Source organism: Streptomyces sp. enrichment culture (genome assembly GCF_964272895.1).
GTDB lineage: Bacteria > Actinomycetota > Actinomycetes > Streptomycetales > Streptomycetaceae > Streptomyces.
Genome location: NZ_OZ186833.1, coordinates 1 through 23,365, shown reverse-complemented (window position 1 = coordinate 23,365; position 23,365 = coordinate 1). Strand labels below are relative to the sequence as shown.

The following is a 23,365-nucleotide window of genomic DNA, read 5'->3' as shown; positions in this document are numbered from 1 at the left end:
TGCGGCACCAGTGTTCCGCAGCCGTTCACTGCCTCTTTTGTACTGCACAGCAGCACGTCAGAGCGTGCGGGGCGGAACGGGAGCGGCGCTTGTGGTGTGAGGATGCTCCTGCGACCACGAGGTCGCAGGCCACCCTCCGCGGGGCGTGTTCCCCGAGGCCGGGAAAACATTCCATTCGAGCGGTTTTGTTGCCAGGCCGACGGGTGAGGCACGCGGTACTAAGCCCCGGTGGGGGCCCTCTCACCGGCGCTCACCTGCGGCCAGAGGCGGCCCTCGGCGGCCTCCGTGTCCACGGCCCGCAGCAGCCGCTCGTCGATCTCGTCGAGCGACCCGACCACGTGAGGCACCCCGGCCTCCCGCATCAACTGCCGCTGGAAGCTGTGCTCGAAGTCGGTCGGATGCCCGATGAACGCCGCCCCCACCTCTCTCGCGACCTCGGCCACCCGCGCCACGTCGTCGATGAACAGCACCTGGTCGCAGCGCAGCCCGAAGACATCCTCGGCGATCTCCCGGATGCCGGGGCGGATCGCGTCGGTGCACACGTACCGCGGCTCGTCGAAGTACTCGGCAAGCGGAGCCAGATGGCTGTCGAAGTGACTGCGCCCGAGCCCTCCGTAGCACACCAGCTGCGCACCCGTGGAGCGCAGCCGCTCCAGCAGCGCGCCGGCACCCTCCAGCACCCGCACCGGATGCTCCTCCAGGTACTGCGTCCGCTCACGGAAGTACGCCTCGACCACCTCCTCGGGCGTCCCCGGCAGGCCCAGCGCCGCCGCGGCCCGAAGCTGCGGCTGGGAGAACACCTCCCGCTCCAGCTCGGCGGTGTAGGCGCGGCCGTGACGCGTCACGAACCGGTGGATGACCGGGCTGAAGGTGTCGTTCAGCATCACACCATCGATATTCACCGCGATCAGACGCAGATGCCTTAAAGCCATCGGAACCGCCTAGCCTCGAAGCGCTCGGACACTGTTGCAATAATAAACCGGCCATGCGGTTTATTCAAACAGACTTTTTACCTGTCTCGACAGACTTGCGCACCAAAAGGCGCATACGGACACGACAAGGGCACGGGGGGAACGCAGGATGAGTGATCTGAAGGGAAGAACGGCGTTGGTCACGGGCGCCGGCCGGGGAATCGGCCGGGCCATCGCCCGTCGACTCGCCGCGGACGGCGCGCTCGTCGCCGTGCACTACGGCAGCGACGAGTCCTCGGCCCGCGAGACCGTCGAACTCATCTCCCGCAGCGGCGGCCGCGCCTTCCACGTCCACGCCGTGCTCGGCGTGCCCGACGACGTCCACACGCTCTACGAGCGGCTCGACCGCGGCCTGGAGGAGATGGGCGAGCCGACCGCCCTGGACATCCTCGTGAACAACGCCGGCTTCAACGTCCGGGGCGGGCTGGCCGACGTGACCTCGCACGACTTCGACCGGCTCATGGCCGTGCACGCCAAGGCGCCGCTGTTCCTGGTGCAACAGGGCCTGCCACGGCTCCGGGAGGGCGGCCGGATCGTCAACATCAGCTCGGCGGCCACACGGGTCGCCTTCCCGACCTCCCTCGCGTACTCGATGGCCAAGAGCGCGCTGGAGGCCCTCACCCGCACCCTCGCCAAGGAGTTGGGGCCCCGGCACATCACGGTGAACTCCGTCGCGCCGGGCTTCGTCAAGACGGACCTCAACAAGCAGCGCTGGTCCACGCCCGAGGCGGAGGCCACCCACGCGGCGCTCTCCGCCCTGGGACGCATGGGACAGCCCGATGACATCGCCGATGTCGTCGCCTTCCTCGCCTCCGAAGACTCCCGCTGGGTGACGGGCCAGTGCATCGACGCCTCCGGCGGCACGGGCCTGTGACACCCCGCCCCGCCCGACGGAACACCTGAGGCGGCCTTCCGGCCCCACACGCACGCCAGGAGCCCCCTCACTCACATCGGCAGCGTGACACCCGACGCGCGCATCGCCGAGGAGGGAGGGCCGCCCTCGGAACGCTCCGTCTTGCGGCCCTTGCTGCCCGGCGCCAGCGTGCTGGGGTCCACAGCCTCGGCGGGGGCCCCGGTGGCGTACAGCCCGTCGGGGGCGCTGTCACGGTCGTGCGGGAGCAGCCAGAACACGCGCCGGCGGAAGGTACCCGACGAGCGGGACGGCTTGGCCTCCGGGCCCAGCAGCGCGTAGCCGACCATGCGGCCGTCGCGGTGGTAGGCGGGCCTGCCGCGCCGCGTCGGCAGCCGGTCCAGGCTCTGGCGCACATAGTCGAGCGAGGCCACGTCCTCCAGCCAGACGAGCTCGACCTCGTGGATGATCTCGTCCTCTGCGATGAGGGCGCTCATGCCGTCTCCTCGTCGGAAACCAGTCCGATGCCCGGGTAGTACTTCCGCTGGTTGGACAGGATCATCTCCTTCGGCGACGCCAGTCCCGCCACCTCACGGACCCGTGCCGCGAAGGCCCGGGACGAGACGGCCGGGGCCCCCTCATTCTGACACCACGCCTTGTACGCCGCGTAGAGCTGCGCCTGTTCCGCCCTCAAGGCGGGTTCGATCCTGCACGACTCGCTCAGGAACCGTCCCGTGTGGTCCTCGGTCTCGGCATAGGCGGTCGTGGCGATACGGACCCGCTCGGGCCCGGAGAGGTCCTTCTCCCCCGACAGATACCGACGGGCGCCCGTGATGAGCCAGTTGAGGATCCCCGGTCCCTCCTCGGTGACCAGGATGTCCGCCAGGTTGTCGACCTTGTGCGCGTCGGCGACGACCCGCTCGAACGGGATGAGCCGCATCCGGCGCCAGAACGCGAAGCCGCCCGTACCGACTTCGGGCCGGTGATTGCCCAGCAGCCATAGCTTGTGCGTCGGTGCGAAGCTGAAGAAGTCCTGCCGCATCCGACGGGCCTTGATCCGGTCGCCGCCCGTGAGCAGCTTGACGCGGGCCTCGTCGAAGCGGTCCCCGGGCTTGACCTCGCTGCACACCACGACCCGGCGGCCGTGCAGCTCGGCCAGGTCCGTCGGGTGCCCCTCGTACGGACGGGCCATCAGGAAGCCGGGCGGAGCGGCGTCGGCGTAGTCGCCGAGCAGCTTCATCAGGACGTCCAGCAGCACGGACTTGCCGTTCTTGCCTGAGCCGAACAGGAACGGCATCACCTGCGCGCCGACATCGCCGGTGATGGAGTAGCCCAGCAGCAGATGCAGGAAGTCGATCATCTCCGCGCCCTCGGGGCCCTCGCCGAAGGTGTCGGTGAGGAACCGCGTCCAGCGGGGCGTGGGGACCTGCTGGGGGGCCGCGCTGGTCGAGCGGGAGTGGAAGTCCTTGTGCGGGTCCGGGGAGCGGGTCAGGCCGGTACGCAGGTCCACGATCCCGGCAGGGGTGCACAGGGCGTATGGATCGGCGTCCAGCAGCGCCGGGTTGAGCACCATGCCCGGCGCGGACTTCGCCTGGACGAGCATCGCGGTCATGCCGCTGGTGCTCAGTGCGCGGCGGCGGTGCTGCTGGAGCGCGGCCGTGCTGTGGATGCCGCGTGGGTCGGTGGTGGCCAGGGCCTCCGCCAGATCGCCGGCGGCCCACAGGACGGTGTCGTCCTCGTCGATCTGCCAGCGGTTGTTGTCCCAGCGGTGCCAGCCCAGACCGGGCACGTGCCGGTAGTCGTTGGAGTACAGCCGGACGAACAGCTTGGCATTGCCACGGTCACTGAGGGTGTCGGGCAGCAGCCCGTCCGCCGTGACCCTGCTGCCAGCCGCGAGGTCCTGGGCGCGGCTGTCCACCAGCCGGGGGACCGGCACGGATTTCTCCAGGATCCGAGCCGTCATCGGCCCGGACTCCCAACCCTTGCCACTCCCCCGGTCGCTGTGCGATTCCCGCAGCTCAGCAGTCATCTGCACCCCCCGTGAGCGACCGAAGCGACTGAACGACTCAGTCAGCCTAGCGAAGCGGGAGGGGCCAACGGGAAGCCTGTGGACAGTCGTTGCGGGTTGTGGGGGGTGGACAGCTACTGAGCGACTGAGGGGGAGCGACTGAGCGACTCTTGGTCGCTGTGTGGGTCGCTGGGTGAAAGTGCAGGTCAGATGGGGGTTGGGGAGGGAAACAGCGACTGAAGCGACTCAAGGTCTCTATCTATGACGGTGACGCGCGTACGCGCACGCGCACGTGCGAATGTCGTTATATACCTGGGGGTTGAGTCGCTTGGGTCGCTGATCGGGGTAGGTGGGGCTTGTGACCTGCGGGTTTGTTCAGCGACTGAGAGCGACTGAGGGTGTTTTGGGTCGCTGCGGTTGAGTCGCTGGGGCCGTCCGAGGCCCCGCTTTTCACACTGACGGGACCTTCCTCACACATCTGCTCGTCAATGTGGTGATAGGTCGATGTCCCTCTTGTGGTGAACTCAGGTCTCCAGCCGAGCTCCACCGGTTCTGCACCGCGCATGGAACTCGCGGGACGTCATCGAACCCCCTCACAGCCGATCCGCGATACTGAGGTCCACAGCAGGTCAGGACGGCGACGGAAAGGAGGCCCTCGTGCCAGAGCGCACCCATGACTTCGGCAGGTACGGTGCCCGAGGCATCAAGGGGCACGAGGCCGTCGCCCGCCGCCTGGACGACCTCGCCGGCTACATCGCCACGCCGGTCACCACTCGCCGAGGTCTGCTGGCAAGGCTCCACTACCTCACCCGCACCGACCACGCTCGGGCGGCCGCCAGGAAAGCGGGACTGACGGTCAGCGACCGCACTCTCAGGGCCTGGCTCGAGAGCAAGCGCACCCCGACGAAGCAAAACCTCGAACGCATCGACGCCGCCTATCGCACGGTGCGTCGCAACAACGTCGCTCGCTACTTGCTGGCTCGCCTCAACCGTGAGGGCCGGGGCACCCGCGTCGAGATCCACCCTCTCAACCAGTCCCACGTCCCCGGCCCGCGCCAGCGCGTGGTCGAGTTCCGCACCCTCAACATCCGTCAGTGGGACCGCATCGTCGAAGCATGGGCTGCGGGCGACACACAGGCCCTCGACGAAGCCTGGGTCGACCGGATCGTCGACCTCGGCTCGCAGTGGGGTCAGTACGAGTACGTCACCAACATCGGGTTCGCGGCCTGACGCTGAGTCAGATTCCGTGGCTCTGCGCGCGGGACCTACGCCACAGGACACTCGCCCCTCCCCCGCCGTCGGCGGCCGACCGAGCGTGGTCCTTGAGGATCCCTTGAAAACGTGGCTGATCCCGCAGGGTGGTTGCTGGAGACACACGCGCGCCTGACCGACCGCGTGCGGCGCCGTCGTGGCTGACTTTCGTCGGTACAGGTCCAAGAGGGGCGGCAGTAAGTCCCCCATCGCTCGACCGTCCACGGACCGTCAGTTGGAAGATTAAGAGAGCGCCGTGGCCAGACCCCCGCTGACCTGCGGAAACGCCCCAGGAGACCAAGTCCGTAGGAACTGCCAGGCAGTTCCTACGATCGTGGAGGCGGTTCACAGGAACTGGGTACCCAGTTCCTACGATCGTGGTGCCCGGTTCCCAGGAACTCCCTAGATTGCCGTGACGGCAATGAGCAGGGCCCCTCAAGAGGCCTGTTTTCGAGGCGTTTTCGGGCTGTGCGGAGGTCGGTCGAGGGGCTGTCGAGGGCCGGCGACACGGCCGGGAGGACTGACTTGATTGACTTCCTGCTCATGTACGTTAGGTTCATCAGGTCGGCCTCACGGCCGTACTTCTGAACCGTCCATCCACCGTGTACCGGAGGCCCCTTTGGGAGCAGTACGCAGACTGGTCGACGCCGATACAGGCGAGCCGGTCCCCTATGCGCCGTACGCTTTCGCCGGGCGACACACACAGGTGGACAAGGCGAGGGTCGAGGCCATCACCGAATCCAAGGCCTTCACGCCCAGTCAGAAGTTCCTCGTCCTGTGGTGGATCGGCGTCTCACCCGAAGGCATGGAGCCGCTGCGGGCGACGGGCGCGGACATCGCCAAACGAGTGGGAATGTCGACCGACGCCGTCGGAAAAATCAACCGGAAACTGGCCAAACACCGCATCCTGGTTGTGCGAGGGCGCATCGGCAACTACAACCTTTACCGCATCAGCCCCTACATTGCCTTCCATGGAACAGGGCTGGAGCAGCGTGAAGCGGTGAAGACATGCAACCCGCCGGACATCCCTGGATTCGACGAGAAGACCCCTGCACGGTGGGAGGCCCAGTGACCAGCGACGACAAGCAGAAGAACCTGGAGCTGCTCAAGGCCACGGCCGGCATGACCGCCAACCAGCGCCTTGTCGTCATGCTCTATGCCCTTCACCCGACCGACCGAGCAGGAGCGGTCGTGGAGACGGCGGCGAACCTCGCGGCCCTCGTGGGCATGTCCGCCCCCGTCTTCTCCCGCACCCGCAAGCAGGTCATCGAGGCGGGCTGGCTTGAGGAGTCGGACAAGCTCGCCCACATCCGCTACTACCGCCTGAGCCCCAAGGCCCTCGGCGAGAACGTGGTCGTCCCGCTGCGTCGGGCGACCTGACACCCGCAGCACTGACGTGGACGCAATCAAGGCGTCCTGACGAACGCCCCTCATTGACGTCACGTCAATGAGGGGCGTTCGTACGACCACACTGGAATGCGCTCAGGTCAGCCGACCTTCGCCTGAGCCTCCTTCACGAAGGTCTTCGCCAGCTCCCCCAGTCGTGCCGGATCCCGCTCCAACGCCCGCATGCTCAAGAACCGCAGCAGGTCGAAGAACAGGTCGTCGCTGTCCACCTTCGCGTTCAGCAGCATCGCCAGCGCTCCCGGCTGGTCGTACGGCACACGGCGCGCCCGCGCCTCCCCGGCGACAGCTGAGTCGGTACGAGGCTCTGGCACGACGTCGGCACCGGAAGCCGGGGCTTCGCTGATTACGCCGTAATCACTCGGCCGCTCCTGCTCGGCTCCCTCGGTGATTACGGCGTAATCACCCCCGCCACTCCCCTGCTCCTGGCCCTCGCGGTCGTCACCCGACCGGGAGCCGGTCCTCGAGCCGTCCTGGCTGTCATCGATGATTACGGCGTAATCACGTGGGCCCGGCCGACTCTCGGAACCACGCTTCTCCCTCTCCTGCTCCCGCTGCTGCTTGAGCTCCTGGAGAGCGGCCTCCTGCTCCTCGGCAGGCTTGTTCCCCACGGCCCGCAGCAGATCGATCGGCTCCTCACCGATCCGTGCCTGAAGCTCAGGAGTCAGATTCAGCAGCGCCAGCCGCTGCGACACCCACCCCTGGGACCGGTGCAGCCGCTTGGCCAGCGCCCGCTGACTGCCATGGATCGCGAGCAGCCGCTGCAGCGCCCGTGCCTCGTCCAGCTCCTCCAGGTCCTGGCGATGGATATTGGCGACGAGCGCGGACTCCAGCAGCTCCTCGGCCGTGGCCCCCTGCTCATCACTGACCATGACCTTGACCGTGGCCAGCCCGGCCTCGCGCGCGGCGGCGAGCCGGCTGCTGCCGTCGATGACGACATGAGTGGCATCGGGCTCAAGCATCGCCTCGTGCGAGGGATTGGCCTTCACATAGGCGTCCCGGTTCATCACCGTGATGGCCTGCTTCTGCCCGTGCGTCTTCAGGCTGCCGGCGAGATCGCTCAGATCCCCCAGAGTGGAGCGCGGGTTGTCGGGGTTGGGGCTGATCCGATGCACGGGAAGCTCAGTGGGCGGAGCGATCCCCTCGGTAGGAACCCCGGTGGCCGCGGCGACGGCCTGCCGCCGTGCGCTGACGGACCGCACTCCCCCACCGAACCGGCCGGCTCCCAGCTGATCCGCCTTGCTCACAGCACCTCCCGGGCCAGCGCGCGCATCCCGACGGCCTGCTGCGACTTGGGCGCGTAGGACAGCAGAGGCTTCTTCACCCGCACGGCCTCCTTCTGTTCCTTCAGATCCCCGATCACCCCCACGACCCGAGGATCCTTTATGTCCACCCACCCCTGAAGCGAGGAGGTGGCGATGAATCCGCGCCGGGAGTCATAGAGGTTGACGACGATCCCCAGATAGTCGATGTCGACCTGGAGGTCGCCGCGCAAATCGTCGATCTGAGAGGTGAGCAGCTCGTAGGCGTCGGCCGAGCTGTCCTCGGCCTGCACCACAATGAGCGCCCCCGACTGTCCGGGCTTCTCCCCGTCCCTGCGCCGCCCGTAGTAGGCGGCCGCATCCATGCTCAGACCCAGGCTCGGCGGACAGTCGACGATGATTACGTCGTAATCACTCTCCAGCGGAGCCAGCGCCCGCTCCAGCGCGGCCTCCCGCGCCCGCACCGCCGACAAGCGCACATCGAGCAGGAACGCGTCATGACAGGCGGGCAGCAGATGCAGGCGCCCTCCGAACACGTCCTCGTCGATCGACACCACGAGATCCCGGAGCTCCCCCTTGGGGTCCCCGGCCATGTGGTTGGTGAGGCTGTCCCCCGACATGGGCAGCGGAGTCGCCCCCAGTTGGTTGGTCAGGTGGCACTGCGGATCGAAGTCGACCAGGAGCACGCGCAGTCCGGGCCCCGGCAGGTTCTCGACCTCCAGCGGGTCATCGAGCCCGAGCCCCTCCTCGCTCTCGCCTTCACTGGCCCGCAGGGCCCGGGCGAGGGCCTTGGCGACCCGCACGGCATGCAGCGAGTTGGGGTCCTCGGCCAACGCCTCTCCCAGACCGGCGGTGATGGCGGTCTTCCCCACCCCACCCTTCTGGTTGCAGACGATGACTCGCCGCGTCACCGTCGGCCGCTGGATGTCAGGCGCCGGATTGGTGTCGAGCCACAACTTCACCGACTGCGCGAGCCCCTGGATCAGCGACACCCGCCGATCCGCGGCAACCTGCCGAAACTCCTCCCACTGCCCGGCAGGCAGGAACGTGGCAAAGGAATCGGCCCCCGCTGTGTCCACGGGCGCCGTAGCGGAAGCAAGGCCACACCACTCACGGATGCCCTGCTCGACGGCCGCCTGGATCTCGATCCCGTACTGCGCGGCTCGGATTTTGAGGCTCTGCCGGAGCCATCCCGGCAGCTTCGATACGACCTTCTCCCGGTCGCTGGAGGTGACTGGCGAACTCATGGAGGACACCATACTAACGCGCAAGATCAATCAGTAGCCTGACACGTTAGCAAGCCAGTGTTTCCTGCACTGATTACGCCGTAATCACCCATCCCCTCAGCTGATCCTCGACCGTTCCTCAACCGGCCCGGTCCGCCGGGAGGTGATTACGACGTAATCACCCCGCCTCCACCTCCCGCCAGTCGGCACTCCGCACACGCTCCACCCACCCCTGGTACGACGGCGCTATGGCCTGCGTCTGAAAGAGCCAAGGAACAGCAGCCGCCACCCCGCACGGACCAACCGAGGAGTGCCGCCATGCCGAGCCCGACGCCCCCCACCCGCAAGGCCGAACTCACCGCCGATGCCTGGGCCGAAGCCCTCGCCATGACAGGCACCGGCCCCGGCCGCACCCCCAGCTCCCCCGGCAACCTGACTGCCGCCGCCCTACGGGCCCACCGCACTCTCTCCGCAGGGCTGGGCCAGCACATCCCGTTCACCGCCCTCGACCAGAGCGGCGGAGCACGAGCGCTGGCCACCTTCCTCGCGGTCTACGCAGCCCAGAATGAGGACACCCAGGAGCGCAGAGACCGGCCCACCACTCGCCAGGACCTCCGCACCGCGGCCTGATCTGGACGACCACTGCAAGTGAGCTCAAAGTTCCATAGCCCTCACGGGACTTGCTCCCCGCACACCCCTAGCTTGGAGCGGGGCAACCCCCTTCCCCAGTCTGCGCCCGTCCGCCCGAATCCCCCGAGGGCGGGCGGGCGCAAACGACTGGCGGCCCAGCTGCTGCTCTAGGAGGAACACGGTGAGCCGCAACACAGACGTCGACAAGGCCCTCCTGACAGCCGGGGCCACCCGACTAGTCCTGGACACAGAGCCCTACGCCGACCCGCCACCCCGCGATGAGGACCCGCTCCAGGCGGCCCTGGCCACCCTCACCCGCCTCTCCGCCGTTGAGCGTGCGGCCCTCATCCTCAGCGAAGTCCTCAAGTGCGACACCCCCGACATCGCCTCAGCCCTCGGCTGCTCCGAAGAGGCATGCCACCAACTCCTCACCGCCCTCTCGGCGAGGACCACCTTCGCCTGGCCCAAGACCATCACCGGCCCGGAAAACGTCGCCAGAGCTCTCACCACCATCACCCCACCCCTCCTCCGCATCGGCGTAACCCTTCAAAGCCACACCTTGAGCAACCACTCCGCCACCACCTTCCGGGACCGCTCCGGCCGGGCCCTCAACGCCCTTGTCCTGACGGCCGGCCACACCCTCACCCTTGCCATCAACCCCGACGACCTGACCCACCTGGACCCAGTAGCCGAAGCCCAAGCCGCCCTCCCCGGCACCGACGGCACGTGATTACGCCGTAATCACCTGGGGAGGGGCGAAGACACGGGAACGCTCCGGTCGGGATACGCCGGGTCGCGAAGGCCGCCGCCGGTGAACTCCCTCAAGAACCCGGCGTGACGGGCGGCGGAGGAGGCGGAGGCGGGAACGGCGGCCGAGGAGGGACCCGAGGTCCGGCCGGAGCCACAAACGGCGGCGGAGGAGGCGGGCCCGCCGGGAGACGACCAGGCCGCCGACGCTGAGACGCCGCCGCCGGGGCCACAGCCGGCGGAGGCGGCGGCGGGGGAGGCGGCGGCTCTTCGAAGGGCGGCAGGAGCGGCCCACCCGCACGCAGCCGGGCAACAGTCAGCTCGTTGCGACGACGGGCATGCGGCGTATCGTCCCGCTCGAAGTCCAGCCGAACCCCGCGAAGTCCAAGGCTGTGAACCGCCAGCAGCCGATACCCGAGCGCATGGGCGATGTCCTCGATCCGCCGCCGCTGCTCCGCCGTGGCATGGCCAGGCAGCAACTCGACCCGGCTGCGCCCGTCGAACCGCGCCCGAACCTCGTCGTCCTTCACCCGGTTCCCCCTTCCCGCGGACCACTCTCACGATCCTTGCACCGCGCACCGAGTGTGAGGTGATTACGGCGTAATCAGGCGGCCATCGCTGGAGAGCGTCTCAGGAAGGGGGAGAGGCCCTGCCTCATTGCCGTCGCGACAATGTGGGGCGCTCTCAGGAACCTGGCAGGCAGACCAACCACTCGGCCGCCCCACGAGCGTGGGGACAGGCGTCGCGCGGGCCAGGGCTCACCTTTCGCCGGCGCTGACCCCTAGAGCAAGAGTGAAGGCCCTCAGGGTGTCTTCGTCGCGGAAGCGGTACCCCTGTACCTTTCCCGAGCCCGGCCCGAGCGCGATGATCGGCGACAGCATGCCGCTGTGCCACCAGCCCTCCGTGGCGCCCCGCTTGAGGACCCGAGTGAAGGCGCTGGCGTGGCCCCGAAGGCTGGCGTCCTCGTTGTCGCGGAGCTCATCGGCGGATACCTCGCCGTCCACGCCGGCAAGGGCCGCTCGGAGGATGCGCTGGGACCGGGGAGCGAGAGCTTCGTAGAAGGTGCGGGCGCGGGGGATGTCCCAGCCGGGGTTGTACCGCAGGGAGGCACGGTGCTTGTCGAGCAGCGCCAGCAGCTCCTGCTCGAACTCGGGGGTCGGGTTCTTCACGCTGACCGTGATCTCCAAAACGGTCTCCTGTTGCATTAGACGCGAATAAAACCGATCCGAACCGTACTGTGCCGACACCCTCCCGGACAAGGTCTATCCGCGTTTACTCAAACCCTGCGGATCAGGGCCTCCACCTGCTAGGGAGACAGCTCGCCTCACATTCCGGAGGGCTGTCTTGTCGTAACTGGAGAGGGCGAACCGCCATCCAGCGAGCAGGAACCCCGCGGAAGCACACCCCCCGGCTCCCGCGTCCCCCGCCATCGCGCCCGGACGGCACCGTTTGCTCCGTATCACCAGCACGCAAGACCTGCCAGGAGGAACACCATGACCGACACGGTCCCCACGACTTCGTTCACCGACCCGGCGTCCGACGAGCGACTGGAGCGGGTGGCCGCCGCGCTGAAGGAGAACAACTTCAATGTCGAGATCCTCGAAGACGCAGCCGCCGCGCGGGCCCGGATCAAGGAACTGATTCCCGAGGGCGCCTCTGTGTTCACCGGGGCCAGCGAGACGCTCCGGCTGTCCGGCATCGATGAGGACATCAACGGCAGCGGGCGATACGACTCCGTCAAGGTGCGCGGGATGAGCATGGACCGCGCGACTCAGATGAAGGAGATCTGGCAGAACCTCGCCTGCCCCGATGTCATGGTCGGCAGTGTCGCCGCGGTCACCGAGACCGGTGCCCTCGTCGCCGCCTCGGCGAGCGGGAGCCAGCTGCCCGCCTACGCGGGTGCCGCGCAGAATGTGATCTGGATCGTCGGTGCCCAGAAGGTGGTGCCGGACCTGGACGCCGCGCTGCGCCGCGTCGAGGAGCACTGCCTCCCGCTGGAGGACGAGCGCGCCAAGAAGGCATACGGCGTGCCCAGCTCCCTCAACCGCATCCTGATCCTCAACAAGGAGCCGCACCCCGGTCGCGGCACCGTCCTGCTGGTCCGCGAGGCGATCGGCTTCTGACGCCGGGATCAGTCACCTACCGTTGCGTGGCAGCCGCCAGGCAGCTGCCACCCCGTCAACTGCGATCCGTCGGAGGAGTCCATCGCACGCGGGGGAGCGCTGGTGTTCGTCGCGCTGCCGGTGGTCGGTGCGGATCGGCACAGGCCCTCCTCGTGGAAGCGCTGGGTCGTCTGACTCCGGCGGCCGGACGGCGCCGGCCTGGCGGCGCGGCCGATCCACCGCATGAACACGAGGAGGGACGAGCATGGCTGGTCTGCAGGACAAGGTTGTGATCGTGACGGGCGGTTCCGGCGGACTGGGCGCGGCGATGGCCGCCTGCCTGGTCCGGGACGGGGCCAAGGTGGTGATCACCGGCCGGGACAGTGAGGCAGGTGAGAAGACCGCCACCGAGACCGGGAGTGTGTTCCTCCGCCACGACGTGACGAGCGAGGACGACTGGCGGACCGTGGTGGACACCACCATCGAGCGCTATGGCCGGGTGGACGGTCTGGTCAACAACGCCGGTGTCGACGCCTGGTCCCTGATCGAGAACGAGACCGTCGAGCAGTTCGAGCGGGTCCTGAAGGTCAATCTGACCGGAGTGTTCCTCGGACTGAAGGCGGTCATCGCACCGATGAAGGCGGCCGGTGGCGGCTCGATCGTCAACATCGGCTCCGCCACAGGCCTGACCGGCCACCCCATGACCTCGGGCTACGGGGCGTCCAAGTGGGCTGCCCGCGGCCTCACCAAGACGGCCGCGGTGGAGCTGGGCCGCTACCGGATCCGGGTGAACTCCGTCCATCCCGGCCTGGTGTACACCCCGATGACCGAAGCTCATGGCGCGCGGCTGGGGGAGGGCAACTTCCCGTTCGCCCCGCTGGGCCGGATCGGCGTGCCGGAGGAGATCGGCGAGGCGGTGTCCTTCCTGATATCCGATGCGGCCGCGTATGTGACGGGTGCGGACATCTCCGTGGACGGCGGCTGGACGGCCGGGGAGACCGCCTTGATGCAGCATGCCGACACCCCCTGACCACCGACACCCCCTGACCACCGGCACCTTCGCTGACCTGAGGCAGACGCGGCACGCCCGCGGCAGAGCTCAGCGCCCCCGGGGGCCGCCCCGACGACGTCGGGACGGCCCCTGTCGGATACCAGGGCCACAGGAACCTGGCTGCCGTCAGCCCAGCAGCTCGGCCATCCGGTCGAGGCGGCGCAGCGTCTCGTCGCGCGGACCGGGCGGCAGGTTGAAGGTGATCTCGTCCACGCCGGCCTCCGTCAGCTCCGCGACGGTCTTCCGCTCAGGCGCGGCCGCGTGCACCACGACCAGTACCCGCCGCCCCGCGCGCGCCCGCAGCTCGGTGATCGCGGCGGCGAGTGCCTCAGGGTCCGCGGCGTAGGGGAACCAGCCGTCGCCGTACTCCACCACCCTGTCGAACGTCCCCGGTCCCCAGCCGCCGACCAGCACCGGGATCGGGTGGAGCGGCTTCGGCCAGGAGTACGACGGGGGGAAGTCCACGTACGTGCCGTGGAACTCGGCCTGCTCCTTGGTCCACAGCGCTCTCATCGCCAGGACGCGCTCGCGCATCAGCGCCATCCGGGTGCGCGGGTCGGTGCCGTGGCTGCGCATCTCCTCGCGGTTCCAGCCGGCCCCGATGCCGAGGACGGCGCGGCCGCCGGACACCTGGTCCAGCGAGGCCATCTCCTTGGCGAAGAGGATCGGGTCGCGCTGCGGGATCAGCGCGATGCCGGTGCCGAGCCGCAGTCGCTGCGTGGCGACGGCAGCGGCGGTGAGCGCGACGACGGGGTCGAAGGTGCGGTAGTAGGCCGGCGGCAGCTCGCCTCCGCCGGGGAACGGGGTTTCCCGGCTGACCGGGATGTGCGTGTGCTCGGTCACGAACAGCGAGTCGAACCCGCGCTCCTCCAGCGCCGCCCCGAGCTCATGGGGGGATATCCCCTCGTCGGTCACGAACGTCGATACGCCGAATTCCATCTGCGATCACCTCACCGGTCAGCGGGGCTTGATTGTGGTGGGCAGCGAGGCGAACCCACGGATGTTGGTGGTGTAGACGCGGACGGCCTGGTCCGCGTCGATCTCGTAGTCGCTGATCCGGGCCACCACTTCCTCCAGCACGATCCGGGACTCCAGCCGGGCCAGAGGAGCACCGAGGCAGAAGTGCGGGCCACCCCCGAAGCTGATCGCCCGGTGGGTGTCGCGCCCGAGGTCGAAGCGTTCGGCGTCCGCGAACACTTCTTCGTCGTGGTTGGCGGCCGCGATCAGCAGCAGGACGCGCGCTCCTCGGGGCACGCGGACGCCGTGCAGGGTCCGGTCCTCGGTGAGCGTGCGGACCAGGTACTGGACGGGAGTGTCGTAGCGCAGGGTCTCCTCGACCCACTCCGTGATCTGCCCGTCGAAGGCGCGGGCGCGCTGCTGCGGATGACGCCACGCCCAGTACCAGGCGTTGCCCAGCAGCCGCAGGCCCGTCTCATAGCCGGCCGTGACCAGCAGGCCCAGCAGCGCGACGATCTGCTGCTCGGTCAGGGGCGCGCCGTCGACCGAAGCGTGGGCGACCGTGGTCAGCAGGTCTGCGGCCGGCGTGCGGCGCCGTTCGTCGACCCAGCGTATGTAGTACTCCGCCAGCGCGCCCATCGCCTGAGCGTTCTCCGGCGTGAGGTCCCGGGCGCCCGGCGGACGGTGGAATGCGAGGTTGATCAGGCGACGTGCTTCCGCCCGGTCCTCGTCCGGAACCCCGATGAGCTCCGAGATCACATCCATCGGGACCGCGGCCGCCACATCGGTGATGAAGTCGAACGAGCCGCGCTCCAGGGCCGGTTCGAGGTGACCGCGCACGATCTCGCGGATCCGCGGCTCGAGCCCGGAGATGCGCCGGGCCGGCGTGAACACCTTGGACACGAGGGCCCGCATCCGGGTGTGCTCCGGCGGGTCCATGGCGTTGAACGACATCACCTTGTGCGCGTCGGGCCCCCACACCGCGGAGTCCAGAAGAGGGCCGTTGGCACTGGAGAACCCCGCCGCGTCGCGCAGAGCGGCGTCCACATCCGCATGCCGCGACAACGCCCAGATGTCCAGGTCCTCGTTGTGATGCACGGGTGATGTCTCCCGGAGCCGTGCATACAGCGGATACGGATCAACGTTGAGCTGTTCGTCGTAGGGGCTGTACTCCACTGCCACCGTCCATCGCCTCCACCGTGGTCTGGTTCGAGCGTCCCGGCGCCGGTGCCGACCGGGTCTGGTCATGCGTGTCAGGTCATGACGAGCAGGTGGTTCCGTCCGAACGCGATCGCGGGGACGCGGAAGCGGGTTGTGATGCCTCCTGGATTCCTGCTCGTTGGAACTGGATGACGTCTTTGCCTCACCAGTACGACAAGACAGCCCGTCAGAATGTGAGCTTCCCGTTCCCGCCCACATGTCCCAGCCCTCCATCCCACCGTCTCGGCGACTAAGATCAAGATCAACGATCAAGCTGAGGCCGGTCGCCAAATCCTCATGATGTGGGGTGCGTTATCTTGTCGTTATGGTGGTTCGGGTGGATGTGCGGGAGGGGCTGGCGACACGATGACCACTGAGCCGGGACCCGGACCAGGGCATGCCGGGCCAGTGCCAGGCTCGAGCGTGATCACGAGTACGAGTGAGAGACGGTTGATCAACCTCGCCTACCGGCTCCTGGGTTCACTGGCCGATGCCGAGGACGCCGTCCAGGAGGCATACGCCCGCTGGTACGCGATGCCCCGCACGGACCAGAACGCCATCGAGTCCCCCGACGCCTGGCTGACCACGGTCACCAGCCGGGTCTGCCTCAACCTGCTCGGCTCGGCACGCGCCCGCCGCGAGACCTACGTGGGCGAATGGATCCCCGAGCCGTTACCCGACCGCACGCAGTGGAGCACCACACGACCCGGCGGCACCGTCATGGACCCCGCCGACCACGTCACCCTCGACGAGTCCGTCAGCATGGCCTTCCTCGTCGTCCTGGAATCCATGACCCCGGCCGAACGAGTGGCGTTCATCCTGCACGACGTCTTCCGCTACTCCTTCACCGAAGTAGCCGAGATCGTCGGCCGCACCCCGGCGGCCTGCCGCCAGCTCGCCTCCTCCGCCCGCCGCCGCATCCGCGCCAGCCAGGCACCCACACCTCCCACCACCCAACACGCCGACATCGTCCGGCAGTTCAAGCAGGTATGGGAAGCCAAGGACATCAACGGACTCATCAACCTCCTCGACCCGAACGCCACGGTGATCGCCGACGGCGGCGGTCAGGTCTCCGCCGTGACCCGCCCGGTCACCGGCGGCGCGGAGATCACGCGCGCCTGCATCAGACTCGCCGAGCAGGCTCCGCTGACGATCCTGGAGCGTACGGTCAACGGTCAGCCCGGCCTGGTGAGCCAGCAGGACGGCGTCACGGTGGCGGTCCTGGCCTTCGACATCGTCGACGACCGGATCAAGCACATCTGGGCGGTGCTCAACCCCGAGAAGCTCCGCTCCTGGCAGATGGACTGACCGGACCGACCCCATGACATGACAGCCCGCTCCCGACGCGTACGCCGGCACACACGGCTGGAGATGCCTCGTACCAGCGGGCGTACGCCGTCCTGGACGGCGTCCTCGGCATCGGCCACGGCATCAGCGCGCGACCGCTGTCATGTCGGTCCACGGCATCGTGCTCAAGGCCGTGCCGACGAGGCAGAACCGCCGCCCGGCCACTGAATAGCACCCCCTGATTCCCGTCGGGGGTCAGAACGAGTCGAGCACCTGTTCCTTGAGACCCGCTAGGCGTCCACTTGGTGCCCAGTTGGTGCCCACTTGTTCCGCCCTTGACGCCCTCAAGAGGCGGTCCTTAGCGTCAAACGCCATGACGGGATCTCAGCAATCGCCGTTGGAACGGGTCCAGGTGCTGATTGTGGGCGCAGGTCCGGCAGGCATGGTGGCTGGCATCACCTTGGCCGGCTACGGGATCGATGTACTGCTCGTCGAGAAAAGGGCCGAGGCTTCGGCCCTGTCACGCGCCATGCTGATCAGCACGCGGACCATGGAACTGATGCGCCGATGGGGCCTCGAAGCGGCCGTACGCGCCAAGGCGAGCGACGTCGACGCATACACCTACGTAACGGAGTCACTGGCCGCCGGCACCGGCAGCGAACTGCCGATGGCCATCCCGACACGGGCCGAGGCCGTCGCGGTCAGCCCAACCCGGCCGGCCTGGGCACCACAGGACGACATGGAGCCGATCCTGCTCGCCCGCCTGCGCACCATGCCGACCGCAGCGGTGCGGCTGGGCTGCGAGCTGACCGAACTCCGCCAGGACGACAACGCTGTCTACGCCACCCTGCTCGACCGGCGGACCGGAACCACCCAACCGATCGAGGCGCAGTACGTGATCGGTGGAGACGGGCCGTACAGCACGGTACGTGACCACCTGCGCATCGCCATGGAGGGCGTGGACAACTTAGGTGACTACGAGTCGGTCCAGTTCCGGGCGTCACTCGACGCCGTCATCGGGGACCAGGAGCGGAAACCCGCCGTCTACATGATCACCCGGCCGGACGCCGCCGGCTTCCTCAGCCGACGCGGCCAAGGGGACCGATGGAGCTTCGCGCGCGGACGCGCGCCGGGCCAGACCAAGCTCTCCGACCTCAAAGAGACCGAAGTGGCCGAGCTCCTGGCCCGCGCCGCAGGCATCGACACACTCCAGCCCCGGATCGAGCGGTTCAGCAGTTTCGCACTCGCCGCCATGCTCGCCGAGCGGTACCGAGAGGGCCGCGGCTTCCTGATCGGCGACGCGGCCCACCGGATGACCCCCCGGGGCGGCACCGGCATGAACACCGCGATCCAGGACGCCTTCGACGTCGGCTGGAAACTCGCCTGGGTACTGCGGGGATGGGCACCAGCCGACCTGCTCGACACCTACGAGACCGAGCGCCGCCCCGTCGGCCGCCACAACGTGGACTTCTCCGCCGCACCACCCACCGAGCCCGCCACAGCCGCCGAAACCCTCCCATGGGACCTCAACGGACGGCTGGCCCACCACTGGCTCCCAGCACCCGCCACCGCCGCCGCAGCGGCCGACCTCATCTCCACCATCGACCTCATCGGGGACGGACTCACCTTGCTCGCCGGGCACGCGGGGGAGCGCTGGACCGCCACCGGTGCCCTCGCCACCGGCCCGATTCCACTCACCGTCCACATGCTCGACCAAGGCACCACCGACGCACTGGGGCTGCCGCCCGGCGGGGCGATGCTCGTACGCCCCGACTGCCGGGAGATCCGGCGATGGTCGCACTACGACGAGGCCGACCCGCCACGGGTGGAGAGCCTGGCCGCGGCCACACAACCACTCCCCGCCTACTGAGGCGCCGACGCGGACGATCACGCTCCTGGGGCGCAGGCCCGGGTCACTGCGACGCCCGCATTCTCTTCGCATCCGGAGCCGTTGACCCTCGACAAAGGCCGGGAAGTGCGGCCTCACATTCCGGTGCGGTGCTTTGTCTAACCGGTAAGGCAGATACGCCCGAAGAGGGCCGAGCACCAGCAGGGACCCGGGCCAACCGGGGCACCTCCGCTCAACCGCGTGATCGCTAGTCGCCGCCAAGATCGTCCGCGTACCTCGCCCAAGCGCCCATACGGAGGCTCACCATGGCACAGCCCGACTTTCCGGATCTGACCCCCAGCGCCACCGACTTCACGTCGGGAGGCGGAATCTACATCGCTTCAGCGGCGACCGAACTTCCGCCCGCCACCTCTGTCGAAGACGCCGTCCGTGACGGGCGGTACCCGAAGGAAAACGCCGAGACCGCCGGATACAGCTCCATCACCATCGCGAAAGAGTCGACCACCGTACTCGACCTCGCAACCGGCGCAGCCCTGTCAGCCACGGAGCGCACGACCGTACCGAACACGGATATCCGCAGCCTGCTCCTGGTGAGCATTTTCCCCTACTCGCACACGCCTCTGTACAACATGCCCGCAGCGATCGCGGAAACCCTGCGCGTTCCCGCCGCCTTCGCCACGCAGATATCGAACTCCTCCTGCGCCGCCGGCGTCGACGCCCTCGCCATGGCCGGGCAGCGCCTGCTGCTCACCAACGACCGCGCGGCCCTGGTCGTCGCCGGTGATGTCTGGCGGGAACCCCACATCGATCGCTTCGACTGCAACCCGAACTTCGTCTTCTCCGACGGAGCCTCCGCCGTCGTACTCAGCCGCGACGTCGGATACGCCCAGCTCGTCTCCGCGGCCACCCTCACCGACCCGGTCCTGAGCGGCCTGCACGCCGACGTCCCCTCCGACCGGACGGCCATCGACATCACCGCGCGGGCTCGCGCGTTCTTCCAGAGCCGCATGAGCCCCGACGATGCTCACGCCCGCCTCCAGTCCGGTCTGACGTCCACGATCGACGCCGCCCTCTCCCTGGCCGGCGCCAGCCTCGACGACGTGGCCTACGCGATTCTGCCGGCCATCGGAAAGGAATTCCTGCAGCGATACCTCGACATCCTGAACATACCCGTCTCCCGCACCACCTGGGATCACTACGCGACGACCGGCCACATCGGCCCCGGCGACCAGTTCAGCGGACTCTCCTACCTCATCGAGAACGACCGCTGCAGCAGCGGAGACGTCATCCTCCTGATCGGTGAGGGAATCGGATTCCAGATGAGCGTCGCGGTACTCAAGGTCCAGTAAGGCATCTCATCCGGGAACACCAAAGCGGGCACGGTCAGGACCGCAGGCGCGGCCGGCCTGGACGCTCAAGCCACGAACTGGCACGTTCATGCCGTGAACTGGTTCAGGCCGTGCCCGCGAAGCGCACCCAGCAAGCTCGGATCATCGTCGGCCAGGACGCCGACGACCTCGGTCACGCACCGGCCGGCGGCCACGGAGAACACCGTGCACCCGGATCCCAGCTGCACGAGTGAGAGTCCCGCCCCCTCCACGACGAAACATCGCCGCCCGGCCCCTGGCGGCCGGGCGGCGACGGCGTACGCGGCCCTACGACGCTCCTCACCGGGAGCAGCCCGTGCAGGATCCCGGCGCGATGGCGTGAGCGCGGACTCCCGCTCAAGAAGGAGTACGTGTGAATAGGGCCGAGGAGTTCGAAGAGCTGCGGCCGCTGCTGTCCGCGATCGCCCACCAGATGCTGGGCACCGCTGCAGGGGCGGAGGACGTGGTACGCGAGGCCCGGCTGCGCTGGGAGAACGCCCCGGCGCAGCCCTCGACCGCCAGAGGCTTCCTCCTGGCCGCGGTAACGAGGATGTCCATCGACATCCTGCGGACGGCCGGCGAGCACCGGCAACGACACCGCCAAGACCACCTCGAGGACTCGCTGCTCACAGCGGCCCTGCTGCTCATCGAGGAACTCCCCCCGCACGAGCGGGCGGTCTTCGTGCTGCGCGAGGTCCTCGGATGCGGCTTCCCAGCCATCGCATCCGCTTTAGGCTGCTCGGAGACCGCCTGCCGTCAGCTGGCCGAAGCCCTCTGCCCGACAGCCGAGGACAGTGCCAGGGCCGCGCCATGGCCCCGGCACATCAACGGCGCCGAGAACGTGGCCCGGACGCTCGTCGCGATACTCCCGCCGCTCAACCACGTCGGCATCACCCTGGAACACCACCAGGTCGCCGGCCGCCCAGGAGCCGTCCTGCGCGACCGGAACGGAAAGGACCTGGCTCTCGTCCTGTTCGACATCGCCGACGGCAAGGTCCGCACGGTTCACCTGGGCAGCAACCCCACACTCAACTCCGCCTGACCAAGAGCAGCACAAGGACGGACGACAGACCCGACACCGAGTCAGGAGGCCACGACCGCCTCCAGGACCGACGCATGCGAAGAGGTGTCCAGGACGCGAGTGACAGTGAACCCGGCCTTCTGAAGCAACGTCTCGTACTCGGCACGGGTGCGGCCCCGGCCGTTGAGGACCGTCATCATCAGCACATCACCGGTCTTGCCGGCGTGAGGCTCGTTGCCCGGCGGGATCAGGGCGTTGATGACGAGAAGCCGGCCATGCGCGGGCATGGCCTCGCGGCACGTGCGCAGGATGCGTACGCAGTCCTCGTCCGGCCAGCTGGCCAGAACGTGCTTGAGGAGGTACACATCGGCGCCGGTCGGCACCGAGACGAAGAAGTCCCCGGCCTCGGCGCTCCAGCGCCCGGCCAGCTCCGGCGTGTCGAGGAGGTGGTCCGCCACCACCGACTCCAGGTCGACCAGCGTGCCCGTCATGTGCGGGTTACGGCGCAGCACCGCCCGCAGCAGACCTCCGCGCCCCCCACCCACATCGACAGCGGTCTTGAAGCCGGAGAAGTCGAAGGCCTCGGCGATACCGTTGCTCAGCGCCTGCGAGAACGCGGCCATGCTGGAGTTGAAGATCCGGCTCAGCTCCGGGTCGGCGGCGATGTAGTCGTAGAAGGGAACGCCGTACACGTTCTCGAAGGCAGTAGTGCCGGTGCGCACCGCCTCATGGAGCTGCGCCGCCGACTGCCAGAAGACCGGCTCGCCGCGCGCCATGACATAGTCCCGCAGCGAATCCTCCTTGTCCGTGCGCAGCGGCTCCGCGAGCGGAGTCAGGTGGAAGCGACCCTCCTCGTCCTCGCGGAAGACACCCTTGGTCGCAAGAAGCCTCAACACCCGGTACAAATGCTGACCGTCGACCTCCACCGCCGCCGCGATCTCCTCAGCCGTGCGCGGTCCGTCCGCCAGCTGATCAGCGATGGCGAAGCGCGCTGCGCAGTGCAGGGCCGCCGAGTACAAGTATCCCAGGGAGAGTTCGAGCAGCTCGTCCGTCACCTGCGCGGCACTGGAGGGCTGCGAGACCTCGGCGGCCTCCGGGCGGGCGCCTACCATCGGCAAGGTTCCCCTTTCTCCGCCCCCGCACGAAGCGGCGGCGCATGGATCGAGCATCAACATCCAGGCACGTACGCCCTCAGCGTTTCCGCCGCCCTTAGCGTCCGACTAAAGCACCACTCGGGCCCACCCCGAACGCCAAAAGGTTGAGCACAAGCAAGCCATTTCCGACCGACCAACCCCCTGAGCTGGCATCTTGCACAGCTGTCGGCATCCGGGGGCGGGTTAGCGGGTGGGTGTGGATGTGGGGACGCCTGCGGCGGCGGGGCTTCCCCACGGGCTGGGGCGGTGTAAGTACAGCGTGATGTTGGTGTCGGTGGTTTGGTGGCTGTGGTGGGGGGGTTGTGGTTTGGCTGGGCGTGGTGGTGGGGGAGTTGGTTGTTTTGGGTCGTCGGTTGGCTTGTGCTGGTGTGTTGAGTTTGAGGCTTCTTGTCTGGAGGTTCCGGAGTTCGGGGTCGGTAAGTTCGGTGAGGTGGGGAGTTTTTGATTAGTCGTCACCTCGTTCTTTGGTGTGTGTTTAGTTTGGCGGGGACGGGTTGGCGCGGGGCTTTCATGCTGGTTTCCGGGCGATCGGCCGCGTGGTGGCGCGTTCTCTTTGGTGGTAGCAGGTCACCCATTGGGTTGCGGTGGTATTTCTTGTGCGGGCCATTGTGGAGAGTGGGATTCAGGTGAGTGGACAGAGTGTCCTTGGTTCATTGCTCACCCGTGGGATCTGACGGTCACTCAGTCTTTTCAGAGTCGCCCCATCCGGGTTTTGGGCCAACGGAGTTGGTCGATTTGTTGATCGGTTTTCGGGTGGTTTGGTGGTGAGCTTCGAGCCCATACTCTATCCCGTTGGAAAAATGACGCACTTGGATGGAGAGGGGAGAGGAGCGGGTGTCCGGTTTTTCCTGGGCAGGCCAGGTAGGCGAAGGGCCGGCCACGGGCGCCTTGTAGCTGCTTGTCTTCTGACGCGCGCGGAGCGTGCGTCAGATCCTGTACTGGACTGCGGAGCAGGCCGGTACAGGATCGATCCGGCGGAGCCGGATCGTCCGGCCACGGAGTGGCCGGCGGTCGGGGCGGAGCCCCGG

Annotated in this window: 21 protein-coding genes; 12 read left to right on the top strand and 9 right to left on the bottom strand. The window is 68.1% G+C overall.

Annotated elements, in window-relative coordinates:
• Positions 1-218: 218 nt before the first annotated feature.
• Positions 219-884: an HAD family hydrolase gene (locus tag ACSU6M_RS33685; protein WP_437075511.1), complete on the bottom strand. Its 666-nt coding sequence runs from the start codon at positions 882-884 to the stop codon at positions 219-221.
• A gap of 196 nt (positions 885-1,080) precedes the next feature.
• Between ACSU6M_RS33685 and ACSU6M_RS33680 the strand changes: the two genes are divergently transcribed.
• Entirely contained in the window at positions 1,081-1,845 is a 765-nt protein-coding gene (locus ACSU6M_RS33680; RefSeq protein ID WP_437075510.1) for a glucose 1-dehydrogenase, read from the top strand.
• Positions 1,846-1,916: 71 nt separating this feature from the next.
• Here the strand turns inward: ACSU6M_RS33680 and ACSU6M_RS33675 are convergent, their stop codons facing one another.
• On the bottom strand, positions 1,917-2,318 hold the full coding sequence (locus ACSU6M_RS33675) for a DUF6009 family protein (protein ID WP_437075508.1): 402 nt from the start codon (positions 2,316-2,318) through the stop codon (positions 1,917-1,919).
• The gene (locus ACSU6M_RS33670) at positions 2,315-3,784 is read right to left on the bottom strand and encodes a DNA primase family protein (RefSeq protein WP_437075507.1); all 1,470 of its coding nucleotides are present in this window, start codon (positions 3,782-3,784) and stop codon (positions 2,315-2,317) included. Before ACSU6M_RS33670 ends, ACSU6M_RS33675 begins: the two co-directional genes overlap by 4 nt.
• 702 nt (positions 3,785-4,486) lie before the next feature.
• Between ACSU6M_RS33670 and ACSU6M_RS33665 the strand changes: the two genes are divergently transcribed.
• The 3 genes from ACSU6M_RS33665 to ACSU6M_RS33655 all read left to right on the top strand — a co-directional run bounded on the left by ACSU6M_RS33665 (position 4,487) and on the right by ACSU6M_RS33655 (position 6,460).
• Positions 4,487-5,059, top strand: a complete 573-nt coding sequence (locus tag ACSU6M_RS33665) for a transcriptional regulator (protein ID WP_437075505.1) — start codon at positions 4,487-4,489, stop codon at positions 5,057-5,059.
• Between the two features lie 640 nt (positions 5,060-5,699).
• Positions 5,700-6,152 (top strand): MarR family transcriptional regulator, encoded by a 453-nt coding sequence (locus tag ACSU6M_RS33660; RefSeq protein WP_437075503.1) that lies wholly within the window; start codon positions 5,700-5,702, stop codon positions 6,150-6,152.
• Complete coding sequence (locus tag ACSU6M_RS33655) at positions 6,149-6,460, top strand: replication initiation protein, RepL2 (protein WP_437075501.1); 312 nt, start codon at positions 6,149-6,151, stop codon at positions 6,458-6,460. Before ACSU6M_RS33660 ends, ACSU6M_RS33655 begins: the two co-directional genes overlap by 4 nt.
• Positions 6,461-6,567: 107 nt before the next feature.
• Here the strand turns inward: ACSU6M_RS33655 and ACSU6M_RS33650 are convergent, their stop codons facing one another.
• Together ACSU6M_RS33650 and ACSU6M_RS33645 are read right to left on the bottom strand one after the other, a co-directional pair.
• Positions 6,568-7,731, bottom strand: coding sequence for a ParB/RepB/Spo0J family partition protein (locus tag ACSU6M_RS33650; protein WP_437075500.1), 1,164 nt, complete (start codon positions 7,729-7,731; stop codon positions 6,568-6,570).
• Complete coding sequence (locus ACSU6M_RS33645) at positions 7,728-8,993, bottom strand: ParA family protein (protein ID WP_437075498.1); 1,266 nt, start codon at positions 8,991-8,993, stop codon at positions 7,728-7,730. Before ACSU6M_RS33645 ends, ACSU6M_RS33650 begins: the two co-directional genes overlap by 4 nt.
• Positions 8,994-9,290: 297 nt before the next feature.
• On the opposite strand from ACSU6M_RS33645, the gene ACSU6M_RS33640 reads away from it, so the two are divergent.
• Together ACSU6M_RS33640 and ACSU6M_RS33635 are read left to right on the top strand one after the other, a co-directional pair.
• On the top strand, positions 9,291-9,602 hold the full coding sequence (locus tag ACSU6M_RS33640; protein WP_437075497.1) for a hypothetical protein: 312 nt from the start codon (positions 9,291-9,293) through the stop codon (positions 9,600-9,602).
• 181 nt (positions 9,603-9,783) lie between these two features.
• Positions 9,784-10,332, top strand: coding sequence for a sigma factor-like helix-turn-helix DNA-binding protein (locus tag ACSU6M_RS33635; RefSeq protein ID WP_437075495.1), 549 nt, complete (start codon positions 9,784-9,786; stop codon positions 10,330-10,332).
• A gap of 775 nt (positions 10,333-11,107) precedes the next feature.
• Here ACSU6M_RS33635 and ACSU6M_RS33630 read toward each other — a convergent pair.
• Positions 11,108-11,536 (bottom strand): hypothetical protein, encoded by a 429-nt coding sequence (locus tag ACSU6M_RS33630; RefSeq protein ID WP_437075494.1) that lies wholly within the window; start codon positions 11,534-11,536, stop codon positions 11,108-11,110.
• 306 nt (positions 11,537-11,842) lie between these two features.
• Between ACSU6M_RS33630 and ACSU6M_RS33625 the strand changes: the two genes are divergently transcribed.
• A complete protein-coding gene (locus ACSU6M_RS33625; protein ID WP_437075493.1) occupies positions 11,843-12,472 on the top strand; it encodes an LUD domain-containing protein in 630 nt (209 codons plus the stop codon).
• Between the two features lie 244 nt (positions 12,473-12,716).
• Positions 12,717-13,481 carry a glucose 1-dehydrogenase gene (locus tag ACSU6M_RS33620; protein WP_437075491.1) on the top strand — a complete coding sequence of 255 codons (765 nt, stop codon included), beginning with the start codon at positions 12,717-12,719 and terminating at the stop codon, positions 13,479-13,481.
• Positions 13,482-13,628: 147 nt separating this feature from the next.
• Here ACSU6M_RS33620 and ACSU6M_RS33615 read toward each other — a convergent pair whose 3' ends face one another.
• Both ACSU6M_RS33615 and ACSU6M_RS33610 read right to left on the bottom strand, forming a co-directional pair.
• Positions 13,629-14,441 (bottom strand): LLM class F420-dependent oxidoreductase, encoded by an 813-nt coding sequence (locus ACSU6M_RS33615; RefSeq protein WP_437075489.1) that lies wholly within the window; start codon positions 14,439-14,441, stop codon positions 13,629-13,631.
• 18 nt (positions 14,442-14,459) lie between these two features.
• Entirely contained in the window at positions 14,460-15,641 is a 1,182-nt protein-coding gene (locus ACSU6M_RS33610; protein WP_437075487.1) for a cytochrome P450, read from the bottom strand.
• Between the two features lie 384 nt (positions 15,642-16,025).
• Here ACSU6M_RS33610 and sigJ point away from each other — a divergent pair, with 384 nt between their 5' ends.
• From sigJ to ACSU6M_RS33590, 4 genes are all read left to right on the top strand, one after another.
• Entirely contained in the window at positions 16,026-16,967 is a 942-nt protein-coding gene (gene sigJ, locus ACSU6M_RS33605; protein WP_437075485.1) for an RNA polymerase sigma factor SigJ, read from the top strand.
• Between the two features lie 352 nt (positions 16,968-17,319).
• Positions 17,320-18,816, top strand: coding sequence for an FAD-dependent monooxygenase (locus tag ACSU6M_RS33600; RefSeq protein WP_437075484.1), 1,497 nt, complete (start codon positions 17,320-17,322; stop codon positions 18,814-18,816).
• Between the two features lie 284 nt (positions 18,817-19,100).
• On the top strand, positions 19,101-20,144 hold the full coding sequence (locus ACSU6M_RS33595; RefSeq protein WP_437075482.1) for a ketoacyl-ACP synthase III family protein: 1,044 nt from the start codon (positions 19,101-19,103) through the stop codon (positions 20,142-20,144).
• Between the two features lie 391 nt (positions 20,145-20,535).
• On the top strand, positions 20,536-21,204 hold the full coding sequence (locus ACSU6M_RS33590; protein WP_437075481.1) for a sigma factor-like helix-turn-helix DNA-binding protein: 669 nt from the start codon (positions 20,536-20,538) through the stop codon (positions 21,202-21,204).
• Between the two features lie 41 nt (positions 21,205-21,245).
• Here the strand turns inward: ACSU6M_RS33590 and ACSU6M_RS33585 are convergent, their stop codons facing one another.
• Entirely contained in the window at positions 21,246-22,295 is a 1,050-nt protein-coding gene (locus ACSU6M_RS33585; protein WP_437075479.1) for a methyltransferase, read from the bottom strand.
• Positions 22,296-23,365 lie beyond the last annotated feature (1,070 nt).